The organism is Saccharibacillus sp. WB 17, from assembly GCF_008634075.2.
Taxonomy (GTDB): domain Bacteria; phylum Bacillota; class Bacilli; order Paenibacillales; family Paenibacillaceae; genus Saccharibacillus; species Saccharibacillus brassicae.
The window spans coordinates 87,195-102,042 of sequence record NZ_VPFK02000027.1 but is presented as its reverse complement, the minus strand read 5'-3'; the positions used below and the strand labels follow the sequence as shown (position 1 = coordinate 102,042).

At 59.6% G+C, this 14,848-nt stretch carries 12 protein-coding genes; 1 reads left to right on the top strand and 11 read right to left on the bottom strand.

The annotated features are described in order from the left end of the window. The first annotated feature begins 49 nt into the window (after nucleotides 1-49). A complete protein-coding gene (locus FTE24_RS15265) occupies nucleotides 50-1,840 on the top strand; it encodes a CPBP family intramembrane glutamic endopeptidase (RefSeq protein WP_150232780.1) in 1,791 nt (596 codons plus the stop codon). A 111-nt stretch (nucleotides 1,841-1,951) separates the two neighbouring features. Here the strand turns inward: FTE24_RS15265 and mnhG are convergent, their stop codons facing one another. From mnhG to FTE24_RS15210, 11 genes are all read right to left on the bottom strand, one after another. Beyond that, a complete protein-coding gene (mnhG, locus tag FTE24_RS15260; RefSeq protein WP_150232778.1) occupies nucleotides 1,952-2,350 on the bottom strand; it encodes a monovalent cation/H(+) antiporter subunit G in 399 nt (132 codons plus the stop codon). Then, entirely contained in the window at nucleotides 2,334-2,618 is a 285-nt protein-coding gene (locus tag FTE24_RS15255) for a Na(+)/H(+) antiporter subunit F1 (RefSeq protein ID WP_141447055.1), read from the bottom strand. Before FTE24_RS15255 ends, mnhG begins: the two co-directional genes overlap by 17 nt. After that, nucleotides 2,615-3,094: a Na+/H+ antiporter subunit E gene (locus FTE24_RS15250; protein ID WP_150232776.1), complete on the bottom strand. Its 480-nt coding sequence runs from the start codon at nucleotides 3,092-3,094 to the stop codon at nucleotides 2,615-2,617. The genes FTE24_RS15255 and FTE24_RS15250 overlap by 4 nt, the downstream gene beginning before the upstream one ends. A 6-nt stretch (nucleotides 3,095-3,100) precedes the next feature. After that, nucleotides 3,101-4,627: a Na+/H+ antiporter subunit D gene (locus tag FTE24_RS15245; RefSeq protein ID WP_150232774.1), complete on the bottom strand. Its 1,527-nt coding sequence runs from the start codon at nucleotides 4,625-4,627 to the stop codon at nucleotides 3,101-3,103. After that, nucleotides 4,624-4,974, bottom strand: coding sequence for a Na(+)/H(+) antiporter subunit C (locus tag FTE24_RS15240; protein ID WP_150232772.1), 351 nt, complete (start codon nucleotides 4,972-4,974; stop codon nucleotides 4,624-4,626). The genes FTE24_RS15245 and FTE24_RS15240 overlap by 4 nt, the downstream gene beginning before the upstream one ends. Nucleotide 4,975: 1 nt before the next feature. Further along, complete coding sequence (locus FTE24_RS15235; RefSeq protein ID WP_150232770.1) at nucleotides 4,976-7,837, bottom strand: Na+/H+ antiporter subunit A; 2,862 nt, start codon at nucleotides 7,835-7,837, stop codon at nucleotides 4,976-4,978. Between the two features lie 34 nt (nucleotides 7,838-7,871). Next, nucleotides 7,872-8,540, bottom strand: coding sequence for a universal stress protein (locus FTE24_RS15230; RefSeq protein ID WP_202111876.1), 669 nt, complete (start codon nucleotides 8,538-8,540; stop codon nucleotides 7,872-7,874). A gap of 157 nt (nucleotides 8,541-8,697) precedes the next feature. Then, a complete protein-coding gene (uvrC, locus tag FTE24_RS15225; RefSeq protein ID WP_150232768.1) occupies nucleotides 8,698-10,851 on the bottom strand; it encodes an excinuclease ABC subunit UvrC in 2,154 nt (717 codons plus the stop codon). A 228-nt stretch (nucleotides 10,852-11,079) separates the two neighbouring features. After that, the gene (gene trxA, locus FTE24_RS15220) at nucleotides 11,080-11,400 is read right to left on the bottom strand and encodes a thioredoxin (RefSeq protein WP_037291158.1); all 321 of its coding nucleotides are present in this window, start codon (nucleotides 11,398-11,400) and stop codon (nucleotides 11,080-11,082) included. A gap of 214 nt (nucleotides 11,401-11,614) precedes the next feature. Further along, nucleotides 11,615-12,562, bottom strand: coding sequence for a primosomal protein DnaI (dnaI, locus tag FTE24_RS15215; RefSeq protein WP_150232766.1), 948 nt, complete (start codon nucleotides 12,560-12,562; stop codon nucleotides 11,615-11,617). A gap of 340 nt (nucleotides 12,563-12,902) precedes the next feature. Beyond that, nucleotides 12,903-14,408, bottom strand: coding sequence for a DnaD domain protein (locus tag FTE24_RS15210; RefSeq protein ID WP_150232764.1), 1,506 nt, complete (start codon nucleotides 14,406-14,408; stop codon nucleotides 12,903-12,905). Nucleotides 14,409-14,848: the final 440 nt, after the last annotated feature.

Genomic DNA, 14,848 nt, shown 5'->3' with positions numbered 1-14,848 from the left:
GAGAAAGGTATCCGGCTTTCCGGTACGAAATCAAGCAAGGGGGAGAACCATGACAGACCCGCAGCAGCGCATTTTGCGCGTGAATTACAAAAGACTCGGCCTGGCCGCGGCCATCGCGCTGGTCGTTTATTTCCTCTTCAACTTCACGACCTTGTTCCAGAGCGACATGACCCAGCAGGAAGCCTACTCGCTGGTCAGCGAGCAGCAGGCGGCGACGGCCGCAACGGCGTTCGCTGCCGACGAGCTCGGCATCTCCGCGCCGCTCGGCAGTCCTGTGGTCAGCTATCGCAGCGACTCGGACCTGTACGGCTACCTGTCCCGCGAAGGGCTGACCGGCGAATACGACGCAAGCTATGCCGAGCGTTTCCCGTACGAGATGTTCCGCGTCGCTTACGAGTACGACGAAGGCGGCATCGAGCGCAAGCTCTCGATCGACGTGGGCGCGCAGTCCGGCCGGGTCGTCGCTTTCAACGATCTGCCGGCCGATTACGCCGAGCAGCTGACGGAAGGGAATGTGCCGCCGGCACCGCTCGAAGACCAGACGCTGCTGGCCGAAGACAAAGAGAAGATCGCCCTGCCGCTCCTGCAGAAGCTCGGCCTGGACCCGGCGGAGCTTGAGCGCACTTCCGCCGACGACGATTTCGGCCTCGCTTATACGTCTTCTTCCGCCAAAGTCGGCGAAAGCGTGCTGAACGTCAACGCGACGTTCGAAGACGAACAAGTCGCTTCGATCCGGGCGAACTTCAGCGTGCCGGCTTCGTACACGTCGTACGTCAACGGACAGAAAAGCTGGGCGGAGATCATGACCTACGGCGGCTACATGCTGCTCACGTTCGTGCTGGGCGTGCTCGCCATCATCTACGCCTTCGTGCTGAAAAGACACGCTTCGTTCACCCGCGGCCTGTTCCTGTCGCTGTTCTACTACGCGGTCTCGGTCTTCTCCGTATGGAACTCGCGTCCGTACTTCGAAGGCGCGAACTATTCCGACTTCATGTTCATCGTGACGCTCCTGCTTCAGGTCGTTCTGGGCTTCTTCATGGCAGCGTCGCTGTATTTCTCGTTCGTCGCCGGAGACGCCATGTGGCGCAGCCAGGGACGCAACATGTGGGCGCGCCGCGGGGAACCCGCTTACGGACGCCATGTCTGGGAATCGGTCAAGACCGGCTATCTGTGGGCGCTGATTCTGCTCGCGGTGCAGGCCGTGCTCTTCTTCGTGCTCGAACGCACGCTCGGCGTGTTCTCGACGACCGACGATTCCCAGTCCACCTACAATATGATGTATCCGTGGCTGTTCCCGATTCTGGCCTGGATGGCCGGCATCTCCGAAGAAGCGATCTACCGGCTGTTCGGTATTCCGATGGTCAAAAAGATCGTGCGCAGCACCGTGCTGGCCAGCATCATCACTTCGCTGATCTGGGCGCTGGGCCATACGCTGTACCCGATCTATCCCGTCATCACGCGGCCGATCGAGCTGCTGTTCCTCGGCCTGCTGTTCAGCTTCATCTTCCTGCGCTACGGCTATATTACGGCCATGTTCGCGCACGTCGTGTTCGACAGCATCCTGATGGGACTCAGCCTGATCTTCATGGGCACGGCGACTTACGTCGTCGTGGGCATCGTCTCGATCGTGATGCCGGCGATCGTCGCTCTGGTCATCTACCTGATCTACCGCAAAGACAAGCCGCGTCCCGCGGACGGCACTCCGCCGGGCGGAAGCGGCCTGCCGGAGCGGGAAGCGGAACGTCCGCAGCCTCAGCCGGCCCTGCCGGCCGACGAAGATGTGGCGCGCCGCACGCCGGGCTGGTCGCTGTCCAAAGACGACCGTCCGCCTTCCGTGTAATTTCCGTATCCGTCTGCGCGATTCGAACGACAAAAGGCTTCGCCCTGTACAGGGCGAAGCCTTTTTGTGTTTTGGACCGCATGGGTCGGATCAGATCGGGTCGGGCCCGGCTTAAGGCCGTTTCGGCCCTTCTTTTTCCAACGTGGTGTCCGGCGCGGGAGCGCCCGCCTGCTCCAGCACGTCCTTGAAATCGTCCCGCACGCTGCCGGTCCACATCTTGACGCCGGAACGATAGGCCGCGCGCCCGTTCAGATGACCGGCCACCGGGGACGTGAGGAACACGAACACGATCGCGAGCAGCAGCTTCACGTCGATCTCGCCGTCCGCCGCCCAGAAGTACACAAAAGCGCCTCCCAATATGAACAGCACGCCGAGCGCCGCGCTTTTGGTCGCCGCATGCGAGCGAAGATACACGTCGGGCAGGCGGATCAGGCCGAACGCGCTGATCGCGCAGAACACGGCTCCGGCCAGCGCCAGCAGAGCAGCTATCCATTCAACGATCGTCGCCATCTTCGATCACGCTCCCTCTTTCGATATACCGGGCCAACACCGTCGTGCCGATAAAAGTCAAAATGCCGATGACGAGAATGATTTCGATCAGCGCGCGCGTGTCGAGCAGCATGCAGAACACGGCGATCATGGCCAGCAGATTGATGCCGATCGTGTCGAGCGCGGCGATGCGGTCCGAACGGCTCGGCCCGGCGATCAGCCGGTACATGCAGCCGAGCACGGCAAGCGTCAGAATGACCAGAGCGGCCGTCAATACAAACGTTATCACGATCGGGTCACCTCCATAATCGCTTTTTCGAACGTCGACCGAATTCCGTCCGCCATCTCGTCCGCATCCGTAATGTTCATGGCGTGGATGTACAGCACCTCGTTGTCGCCCGACACTTCAAGCGTCAGCGTGCCCGGGGTCAGACAGATCAGGCAGGACAGAATCGTCACTTCCCAATCGGAGCGTAGCTCGGTCCGGTATTCGAAAATGCCGGGATGCAGATCGAGCTTGGGACGCAGAATCCGGCCCATCACGTCGAAACTGGAAATGAACAGCTCGCGGCCGAAAATAAGCAGCAGCTTGAGAACCGCCCAGAACTTGGTGAGGTAAAAAGGTTCCGGCCGGAATTTGCGCACGACGAGCAGAATCAGGATACCGAGGACGTAGCCGACGATAAACCCGGAGAAAGTCCAGTTTCCGTTCAGCATCATCCAGACGAAAGCGATCATCAGATTCAGTAAAATTTGAAAAGGCATGTCGATCTACTCCTTCAGTACGGCTTCGATATAGAGCGACGGGTTCGCCAGCGTCTCCCCGGCCTGCGAGATGGAGCCGGATAACAGATTCGCGCCTACGCCGAGCGCGATGACGCACAGCAGCAGCAGGATGGCCGCTGCGTTGGGCAGCAGGCCCGGACGGGCTGTCGGGGTTGATTTTGACTTTAATTTCGATGTCGATGTCGAAGCTTCCGCGTCCGGCTCCGCTTCGGGCTCGACGCCCCAGAACGCTTCGCGGAAAATCTTGATAAGCGAGTACAGCGTCAGCAGGCTGGACGCCAGCGCGACCAACGACAGCGTCAACATGCCGTCTTCAAGGCCGCCGCGGACGATCAGCACTTTGCCCGCAAAGCCGCTGAGCGGCGGAATGCCTGTCAGCGCAAGCGCCAGCAGGAAAAACATCCACCCGAGTCCCGGACGTTTGCGGATCAGTCCGCCCATGCCGTCCAGGTGATCGGTTCCGGCCGCCGCGATCAGCATGCCGCCGAGGACGAACATCAATCCTTTGGACAAAATGTCGTGCAGCATGTAGAAGACGACGCCGTCCATGCCGTCGCGCGTCCCCGTCGCCAGACCGAACGCGACGAAGCCGACGCCGATCAGCACGTTAAAATTCAGGATGCGCGGAATGTCGCGGTAAGCGGCCGCGCCGATCCCGCCCAGCATCATCGTGGCCGCGGCCATGCCGGCGATCCACGTATGCGTCAGCGAAGCGTCGTAAGGGAAGATCAGCGTGAACGTCCGAACGATCGCGTACAGCCCCACTTTGGTCAGCAGCGCCCCGAACAGCGCACGCACGGCGAACGGCGGCGCCGCATACGAACCCGGCAGCCAGAAGAACAGGAACAGTCCCGCTTTGAGCGAGAACACGATCAGGAACAGCACGGCGACGACATTCAGCACCCCGCTCTGGCCGACTTGGGCGATCCGCTCCGACAGATGCGCCATATTCAGCGTACCGACCGATGCGTACAGATAAGCGACGGCGGCGACGAACAGCGTCGAAGACAGAATGTTGACCAGCAGATATTTGGGCGCTTCGCGCATCTGCTTCCGGGAACCGCCGAGCGTAATAAGCGCATACGACGAGATCAGCATCACTTCGAAGAAGACGAACAGATTGAAGATGTCGCCGGTCAGGAACGAACCGTAGACGCCGACGAGCAGGAAGTGAAAGAACGTATAGTAGTAATGTTCTTCGCGTTCCCGGCCGATCGTCGAGAACGAATAGATCAAGACGGCAAGTCCGGTAATCGAAGCGGCCAGCACCAGCAGCGCGGCGAACAGGTCGGCCACGAACACGATGCCGTAAGGCGGCGCCCAGCCGCCGAATTGCAGCGTCTGGATACCGGACTCCCGTACCCGGAGCACGATGAATGCGGCGACGGCGACGTTCGCGATCCCGCCGACCAGGGCGATTGCTCGCTGCAGCCGTACTTTTTTGCGGAAAAACATCAAAAACACGGCGAGGGCCATCGGCAGCAGGACGGGCAGCACAAGCAGATTGTTCAAGATTCCCCCTCCCCGCCGCGGACTTCGTCCGCCGCATCGATCTCATCCGTGCCGCGCGTCTGGTACGCCCGGTAAGCGAGGACGAAATAGAGCGCGGTCACGCCGAAGCTGATTACGATCGAAGTCAGGATCAGCGCCTGCGGCAGGGGATCGGCATAAGTCTCGCTGCCGCTGCCGAGGACGGGAGCCGCGCCGCGTTTCAGGCCGGCCATCGTCAGCAGCAGCAGATGGACGCCGTGCGTCAGCAGCGACGTGCCGAGAATGATCCGCAGCAGGCTTTTGGACAAAATCAGATAGACGCCGATCATAAACAGCAGGCCGACGGCGATTGCCATTATCCATTCCATGTCAATCTTCCCCCTTTATGCTGAAAATGATAGTCATGACGACGCCGACGACGGCCAGATACACGCCCAGATCGAACAGGACGGCGGTCGCAAGTTCGGTATCGCCCAGAATCGGCAGGTCGAAATGGCCGAACGCATGGCTCAGGAACGGAGCGCCGAACAGGAACGAACCGGAAGCGGTCAGAATCGCGACGGACAGTCCGATCGCGGTCATGAGCCGGTAATTGACCGGAAGGACGCGGCGCACCGTATCCATGCCGAACGATACCGCAAGCAGGATCAGCGCGGAAGCGGTCATCAAGGCGGCGATAAATCCGCCGCCGGGGTTGTTGTGCCCCGCGAAGAACAGATAGAGCGAGAACGTGATGATGATCAGGATGATCACCCGCGACATCGTGCGCAGGATCACGTCGTTGCTGACGAGCGGGAAGCCTTTTGGGTTTGCGGCCGCCTGCTGTGCGTTCCCGGCTTCGGGCTTCGTCCGGGCGCCCAGCTTGATCATGCCGTAAATGCCGAGCGAAGCGATGCCGAGCACCATGATCTCGAACAGCGTATCGAAGCCCCGGAAGTCGACGAGGATAACGTTGACGACGTTTTTGCCGCCGGCAAGCTCGTAACTCCCGTTCAGGAAATACTCCGAGATCGGTACGAACGGGCTGCTGCCCATCGCCGCCAGGGCGATCAGGGTCATCGTCGCGCCGACCGCGGCCGCCACGATCAGGTTCAGCCATTTGAACGTAAGCTTTTCCGTTTTGACCGATTTGAGCTTGGGCAAATATTTGAAGCAGAGCAGGAACAAGATGACGGATACCGTCTCCACGATCATCTGCGTCAGCGCCAGATCGGGCGCGCGGAAGATCAGGAACAGCGCCGTGACCATGTACCCGGCCGAGCCGGTGAACAGGATCGCGTTCACCCGCGAGCGGGCAAACGGCACCGCCGCCGCCGAACCGACCATCACGAGGACCAGTCCGACCTCGTAGAACGTGATCGGCGCATACCGATCCATGCCGAAGCGGATATTCGGCGAGAACAGCAGCGTGCCGCCGACCGCGGCGACGAGGAACAGCAAAATATAGATCAGGTAATGCCGGACCGAGCCGGTCATGTACAGATCGGTCACCCGGCGCCCGCCGCTCTCCAGCAGGTTCAGGCCGCCGTTATACAGCCGGTTCAATCCTTCGCGGCCGCTCCGTTCGCGGTCCATGATCCGCAGGCGGGTATAGGTCCGGTACAGAATGAGGCCAAGTCCCACGACGCCGAGCGTCATGAACAGTTCCGGCGTCCAGCCGTGCCAGAAGTGGATCGGGACATGGGCCTGCTGCGCCGTCAGCGCGCCGCCGTTCACGGCTGCGACGGCCGGATCGATCAGCGACGCCGCAAGGCCGTTCGGCACGATCGCGAAGACAAGCGCAAGCGAGACCAGCAGCACCGGCGCGGCCAGCAGACCGGCCGAAGCTTCGTGCGGCTTGTTGTCCAGCTTGTCGAGCTGCAATTTGCCTCCGAACGTCTTGAAGACGAGGATCAGGCTGTAGACGAACGTGAATACGCTGGCGATCCACGCCAGCACCGCGAACCCAATCATCCAGCTGCCCGCTCCCGCCGCCTCGAAATCGCGAAGGTTCACCATCGCCGTGAAGAACATTTCCTTGCTCAGGAAGCCGCTGAACGGCGGCAGGCCGGCCATCGAGAACGCGCCGATCAGGGCGATCGTGAACGTGATCGGCATCAGCCGCATCAATCCGCCCAGATTGCGCAGATCGCGCGTATTCGCTTCATGGTCGACGATGCCGACGACCATGAACAGCGAACCTTTGAACACCGCGTGGTTGATCAGATGGAACACCGCGGCCGTAGTAGCGAGGCTGAAGAAGACGGCCTGCTCGGTTCCGGGGAAAAAGGCGGACGCCGAACCGACGCCGAGCAGGCACATGATCAGCCCGAGCTGGCTGATCGTCGAATAGGCGAGCAGCGCTTTGAGATCGGTCTGCCGGATCGCCTTGAACGAACCGTAGCCCAAAGTAATCAGGCCGGTCAGCGACACGATCCAGAACCATTCGGATCCGCCGGCGAAGACCGGACTCATACGGGCAACCAGGTACAGGCCCGCTTTCACCATCGTAGCCGAGTGCAGATAGGCGCTGACCGGCGTCGGCGCTTCCATCGCGTCCGGCAGCCAGATATGGAACGGGAACTGGGCCGACTTCGTGAAGGCGCCCAGCAGCACCAGAATCATTGCCGGCAGAAACAGCGAATGCCCGGTCAATCCCGCGGCCTGCGCCGCGATCTCCCGAATGCTGTACGAACCGGTCATGACGTACAGCAGGTTGAACCCGGCGAACATCGCCAGCCCGCCGAACACCGTAATGAGCATCGACTTCAGCGCGCCGTACCGGGAACGCTCGCGCCGGTACCAGAAGGCGATCAGCAGGAAGGAAGCGACGCTGGTCAGTTCCCAGAAGGCATACAGCACCATCAGGTTGTCCGACAGCACGACGCCGAGCATGGAACCCATGAACATGAGCAGATACAGATAGAAGTTTCGCAGCGACTCCATGCCTCTGCTCATGTAGAAGATCGAATACCAGACGACGAGCGCGCCGATGCCCGTAATGAGCAGCACGAACAGCAGGCTCCAGCCGTCGAGCACAAGCGACAGGTCGATGCCGAGACCCGGCATCCACGGAAGGGTCGCGGCGAGGACTTCTCCGCTGCGAACCCGCGGCAGCAGAACAATGAACAAAGCGAACACAGCGACGGGAACGGGCAGTACGGCCCAACCCGGATGAACGCGGGGCAGCCTTTTCATCAGCGGAATAAGAGCGGCCCATAGAAAAGGCAGTAAAACGGCGGCATGCAGCACGTGTAAGCGTTCCTCCTTTCGAAATGGCAGTGGTTCAGGATCGGGATTTGATCCATTCTCCCTGCACGATTTTTACGTATTCGGCTTGTCCGTCCTTCACGATCTTGAACAAGCCGCTGTCGAAGTCGGTATCCAGCTCGCGGAAAAAGACGCCCTTGATCGCATCTTCTCCGGAAGCTTCCCTGCTGAGCGTATAGCGCCCTCTCTGGGGAACGAGGTAAGCGGCAAAGCCCTGTTCGTGCGTGTCTTCAAGCTGTTCGGGATAGCGCTGCACGGCGACGATATGCAGATCGACCGCGCCGATCCGCTCCAGCAGTTCGTCGACGAAATCGCCATGCGTGATCTCGTGCCAGAACGATTGGCTCGCATGCCCGATCACGATCTGGGTCACGCCGAGTTCTTTGGCCGCGGCCGCGATCACGTCCGGCGTTTTGAGCCCTGCGCCGCAGGCGCGCACGAGAAATTCGCCGCCGTTTTCTTCCGTCTGCCTACGCCAGCCCGCGACGTAACGTTCTTTCTCGGGATTGTATTCTTCGCGCTTCGCCGGAGCGACGGTCAGTACCCGAAGCGGCGCGTTCAGCAGCTTCGCCAGCCGGCTCCCCCGCTGAATGAGGCGCTGCCCGTGCGGCCCGTAATGCACACATACCAATATACTTTCCTGCTGCCTGTCCATTTCCACGTGGTAACCCCTCCGTTTTGTCATTTTTGTCTCTTTTCCTTAAAAAATTGCTAAAAAAACGCAAAAAGAGCCCGCTGTTGGCAGGCTCCTCCGGGTAAATCCTATACAATTACTGATCATTATATCGAGCCCGCGCGCAAAAGTAAAGGCAGCGGGATCAAAGCCTGATCCGGCGCCGTATTCAGTCGTTCGGGTTCGGGGTCGGCCCGTCCTTGAGCGCGTCGAGAATCTGGCGCGCCAGCTTGTCGCCGATCGACAGCGGGCGGAAATCTTCGACCGACGCTTCGCGGATCTTCTTGAGCGAACCGAAATGCTTCAGCAGCAGCTGCCGGCGCTTGTCGCCGATGCCGGGAATCGAATCGAGCTTCGACGTCACCATCGATTTGGCCCGCTGTTCGCGGTGGAACGAGATCGCGAAGCGGTGAACTTCGTCCTGAATGCGCTGGAGCAGGTAAAACTCTTCGCTGTCGCGCGCAAGCGGCACGACCTGCGGCGGATCGCCGCTCATAAGCTGCGCGGTCCGGTGCTTGGCGTCCTTGACCAGACCCGCCACCGGAATGCTCAGTCCCAGTTCGTTCTCCAGCACGTCGATCGCGACAGAGATTTGGCCTTTGCCGCCGTCGACGAGAACGAGATCGGGCATCGGCAAATTTTCTTTGAGCACGCGTTCGTAGCGGCGGCGGATCACTTCGCGCATCGTCGCGTAATCGTCCGCCCCTTTGACGGTGCGGACTTTGTATTTGCGGTATTCCTGCTTCGCCGGCTTGCCGTCGAGGAACACGACCATCGCCGACACCGGATTGGTGCCCTGGATATTCGAGTTATCGAACGCCTCGACGCGGTACAGCGTGTCGAAGCCGAGCGCATGGCCCAGCCGGTCGGCCGCACCGCTCGTACGCTCCTCGTGCCGCTCGATCAGGCGGAACTTCTCTTCCAGCGAGACACGCGCGTTCTCGCAAGCCATCTCGACCATCTTGCGCTTGGACCCGCGCTTGGGCACAAGCGTCTTCACGCCCAGCCACTGCTGAAGCGCCGCCGACCCGTTGACGTCGCCGAGCCCCGCCGGACTCTGCGCGTCGTCCGGCAGTGCGTGCGCCGAAGCTTCGGCGCCCGGGGCGGAAGCGGCGGCGGTATACTCCGCCTTCGCTTCCGCGACCTGCGGCAGCGCTTCGCCGGCGGCCGCTTCCGCCTGCGCCGCCGCAGCAGCTTCGTCCGCATCGCCTGCGGCCGAGTCGTCCGACGAGACGCCGTCTTCGTCGTCTCCGTCCGCATCGGCGGCATCGTTCGCCGCCATGATGTCGGCACGCGAGGCCGCCGCGGCCGGACGGGCTTCGCCGGCGGCGGCTTCCGCGCCGCCTTCATCCTCGTTCGCCGGCAGAAGAATCTCCTGCGGCAGCGCCGGGTTGTCGCTGTAATACTGCGTCACGTAAGACAGGAAATCGGCGTACGCTTCGCCGTAGAACGGAAAGCTGGACGCGTGCCGCTCGATCATCTTGCCCTGGCGGATGTACAAAATCTGCACGCACATCCAGCCTTTGTCGACGGAATAGCCGAATACGTCGCGGTCTTTTTTGTCCGTGGCGTTGATCTTCTGCTTTTCCATGACCGCTTCGATGTTCTGGATCTGGTCGCGCAGTTCTGTGGCCCGCTCGAAATACAGGTCTTCGGCGGCTTCTTCCATTTTGCGGCGCAGCTCTTTTTTGATCTCTTCGTGGCTGCCGCCGAGGAAACGGGCGATCTCGTCGCGGATACCGTCGTAATCTTCTTTTTGAATATCTTTGACGCACGGCGCCAGACATTGGCCCATATGGTAGTACAGGCACACTTCCTTCGGCATAACGCCGCATTTGCGCAGCGGATACATCCGGTCGAGCAGCTTCTTCGTCTGCTGGGCGGCGTAGGCGTTCGGATACGGGCCGAAATAGCGTGCCTTGTCCTTCAGCACGCGGCGCGTCACTTCCAGCTTCGGATGGCGCTCGTTCGTAATTTTGATGTACGGAAACGTCTTGTCGTCCTTGAGCAGCACGTTATAGCGCGGCTGATGCAGCTTGATCAGATTGCACTCCAGAATGAGCGCTTCCATATTGCTCGACGTGACGATGTATTCAAAATCCCGGATATCGACGACCAGCCGCTGCGTTTTGCCTTCATGGCTGCCCGTAAAATACGACCGTACCCGGTTGCGCAAAATTTTGGCTTTGCCGACGTAGATGATCGTGCCTTCTCTATTTTTCATCAGGTAGCAGCCCGGCAGTTCCGGAAGCAGCGCAAGCTTGTCCCGGATATGCGCGAGGGCTTTCTCCTGTTCCTGAATCGTCTCAAGGTGTGGCTCCACTCTACATTCGACCTCCCTGCATGCTTGCCATGCGATAAGTTTCTCTCGATGCATTACCCTTTTTATTATACGCCAAAAAAGGGCCGGTATACACCAAAAGACGAACATCCGCTCTCACCGATCCTGCTTTTGAAAAAGAACAAACGAAAAACCCCCGGCATGCGCCGGAGGTCGTCGTGTCTGCGCCCGTATTCGTTTCGGTAAAACGTCCGCGGGGCGAAAACAAAATTATTCGTGTTTGGACAATACGCCTTTGAGGGCTTCTTTGGAGTTTACGCCGATCAGTTTGTCGACCGGTTGTCCGTCCTTGAAGAAGATCATCGTCGGGATACTCATCACGCCGAAACGGGAAGCCGTTTCCGGGTTTTCGTCCACGTTCACTTTGGCGATTTTGACGTTTGCGCCAACTTCGCCGTCGAGCTCGTCCAGGATCGGAGCGAGCATTTTACAAGGGCCGCACCAAGGTGCCCAAAAATCGACAAGAACGGTACCTTCGCCCGCTTCAACTTCCGTTCCGAATGTTTGGTCGGATACATTTACAATAGCCACGGAAAATTCCTCCTTATATGCTGCTAAATTTATCTGGGATACGCGCGAATGCCCGCACCGTAATCGCATAGTTAAAGATAACTTGCGGTTGTCTACATGTCAATTATAACACGGAATCGGCCATACTGAAACAAATATTTGTAATAAATTATAAATATCTTACCTTTAGTAAGTGAAGATTGGATGAAGAGGCTTAGGCCCGAGCCGTTCGGGTTCAACCGCGCTGGTTCTCGCCGAGAACGCGCACGACTTCCACGAACGGTGACACCCGGTTCATCAACCGCTCGCCTTTGTACGCTTCTTCTCCGTCCTTGTTCGTGAAACTGAGATGTTTCTCAAGCGCGGACAGCGAATAATTGGACGTGTAAAAAGTCGGTTTGCGGTTCATGCGGTGGTTGAGGATCGAACCGAGCACGTGATCGCGTACCCACGGCCCCATATTTTCCGCTCCGATGTCGTCGAAGATCAGCAGATCGGTTTCTTTCATCATCTCCACCGTATCGCGCAGTCTGTCTCCGTCCTGAATCATCGATTTGACGTCTTCGACGAAGTCGGGCATGTACACGATGACGCCGGAATGGCCTTCCTTCGCCAGCTCGTGCAGCAGATAACACATCAGGAACGTCTTGCCCGTACCGAACGGCCCTTCCAGATACAGCCCTTTGGTCGGAAGGCCGGCGGCTTTCGTCTCGTTGATGTAGCGGAAGATGCGATTGACGGCCGGCGAACGCGCGGGGTCTTTGAGCATGATCTCCACTTCGTCGTAGCCTTCGATCAGAGCCCGTTCATCCACGTAAAAGCTGCGGATCCGGCTGCTGATCAGCTTGTCCCGCTCATGGGCGAGCTGCAGATTGCACGGCGTCTTGTGGTCACGAATGCGCAGCTGGCCGCCCACCTCGTCGACGCTGAGCTTCGTGTAATGGCCCTGAAAATCGTTCGGACACTTGTCGAGACCCGGGCATTCGGCGCAGTGCCGCTTCTCCTTCATGTACTCGTACAGGCGGCTCATGTTGCGGATCAATTCCTGCTCGGTCAGTTCGGGATGCCGCAGCCGAAGCTGGCGCACGTCGGGCTCGTTCAATATTTTGGCTTTGAGGTCTTCGGTTCGCTGGTGAATGCGGGAACCTCCGAGCTGCTTGAGCACGTTGCCGATCGAGTCCATGTTTGTCCTCCTCTCATGGTGGCGCTCCGCGATGTCGGGGATGGCTCCGGTTGTTTTCCCTCCTTCGAATCGAAGATTCTCGGGCCGGGGAAAGCCAAAAGTCGCCATCCCTCGACATCGCTCCGCTGGGTATGGGTGTAAAAGATTAAAAACGTAAAAGATTAAGGGCTCGAATGCGCCGGGCGGTGCCGGCTGTTCTCGCGGGTCGGGAAGGCGCCGGGCATTTGCCGGCTGTTCCCGACGGGCGGAGAAGGCGCCGGGCATTCGCCGGCTGTTCCCGACGGGCGGAGAAGGCGCCGGGATTTACCGGCTGTTCTCCGCGGGCAGGGGCAGCGCCGATTTAAGGTCGGGGCTTGATTTTATTGGCTTTCATCTCTTCGGCCATGCGCACGTATTCGGCGAATTCTTCGTCGCTGACGGCGGTCTGGACCGGGGAGTTCTGGACGATCGGAAGTTCCGGTTTGCCGCGGGCGGCTTTGCCCTGGACGCGGGCGCGGCTGCCGCTTTGGGCAGGGGCCTGGCGTTTGGGATTGGCCTGGTCGCGGATATAGCGGACGGCTTTTTCGTACGTGTCGATCTGCCGCAGCAGCATGTTCGAAGCGATCGAATCGACGAAGTTGCGGCTGATGCGCTGGTCGCCGTCTTTGCCGAGCAGCGTCACGAGGTAATGGATCAGCACGTTGATCACTTCGCCCGGCAGCTTGTAGCTGAGGTCGATCTTGCTGAACATGTCGAGCCACGGTCCCGGGACGGTCCCGGGGAAAAAATTGCGCAGCAGGCCGGTATACGGCTCGTTGCGCAGCAGCATGTTGTACTGGTGAATATCGCATTTGGACTGGAACTGCGAAGGCACTTCCAGATAATATTCCATCTCCACGGCATGTTCGACCGGCATCTCTTCGGCGGCCGGCTCTTCGGGACGCACGGCGCGGGCGGCCCGGACCTGCCGTTCTTCGGTGCGCTTGGCGGTCTGGCGGAACGTGAGATTGGCCCGATTCTGGAGATTGTCGAGCATCAGCTCCCCGTCGCTTGAGAAAATGCCTTCCTCGTCCAGCAGCCGCACCACGTCTTCGACGTTCAGGTCGAACTTGCGGGCGACGTGATTGATCATGCCCATCTGTTCGCGGTTATGCCGCAGCGCTTCGACGAACTTGCGGTTGCGGGCGCCGCGCGGAAAATGCAGGATCACGTCGGAGTAATCGAACAGCGGCTCTTCGGCCGGCATGTTCTTGCTCTGGCGGCGGGCCGGCGACGCTTCGGACAGCGCCTGTTCCAGCTCGTAGTCGATCACGTGCGTGTTCAGTTCGAAGATTTCGTAAAACGGCTGCGAAATGTTTTCTTTCGCCGCCTGCCCGACTTCGCCGAACTCTTCCGGCTCCCCCTGCCAGAAACGTTCCTGCAGCGCCAATACGGCGAACTTGCCGATCTTGTCGCGCAGCAGCAGCGTCAGATGCTGGGTCGCAAAAAAATCGGACGGCGGCAGCGGCTGCTGCAGCTCGTATTCGTACATGTATTGGTCCTGTTCCGGCAAATACAGCCGATGGGTCTGCAGCAGACCGACCGCTTCGAGCTTCGAAGCGTTCTCGACCATCAGCGTGCGCCCCCGGTCGTTCGGTTCGACGCCGAGCGTCAGAAACAGGTTGCGCTGCTGTTCGGGCTTGGAATATCCGGTCTGCTCGGCCGGCAGGTGCTGGGCGATCAGCCGGTACAGCGCGATAGCCGACGTGCCGACCATCGGCTGATAGACCAGGTTCAGCATGCGTTCGTCCCGGCTGCTGAGACTGAAATCGCGATACGTATAATAACGGTGATGTTCCGTATAGTGCAGCAGGCTCTTCATGCGCATCGGCGGATGTCCCCCTCTTGTCCTTGCAAATGGCGCGTAAAAATAGAGTTGCTCCGCGGAACGCGCCCTTGGTTGTGGACAGGTTCGTTGGAGCCCCTCTATTTTAACACAATTCCTGCGGCATGAAAGAGCGGAAAGGCACCAAAATTCCGGCAGGAGCAACCGTCCGCACGACCGTAAGCGTCCGCGCTTCGGAATGCTTGTTTTTTTGCGCACGACAGCTTCCCCGCAAAAACCCGGGCTTTTTCGCGCCGCGAATTGCTCTTGCGTTCGTCGGTGCGCTACAATGGAAATTGGGAGCCGCCGGAAAAAGCGCCCGGGCAGGCCGCACGAAGCTTTACCGTTTTTTTGTAACCCGACGACCTTATGTTTATCCTACGGATTTTGACGGAAACTCTTGTGAAAATCCCCACCATACAATCTGATTTGGGAGTGATCGA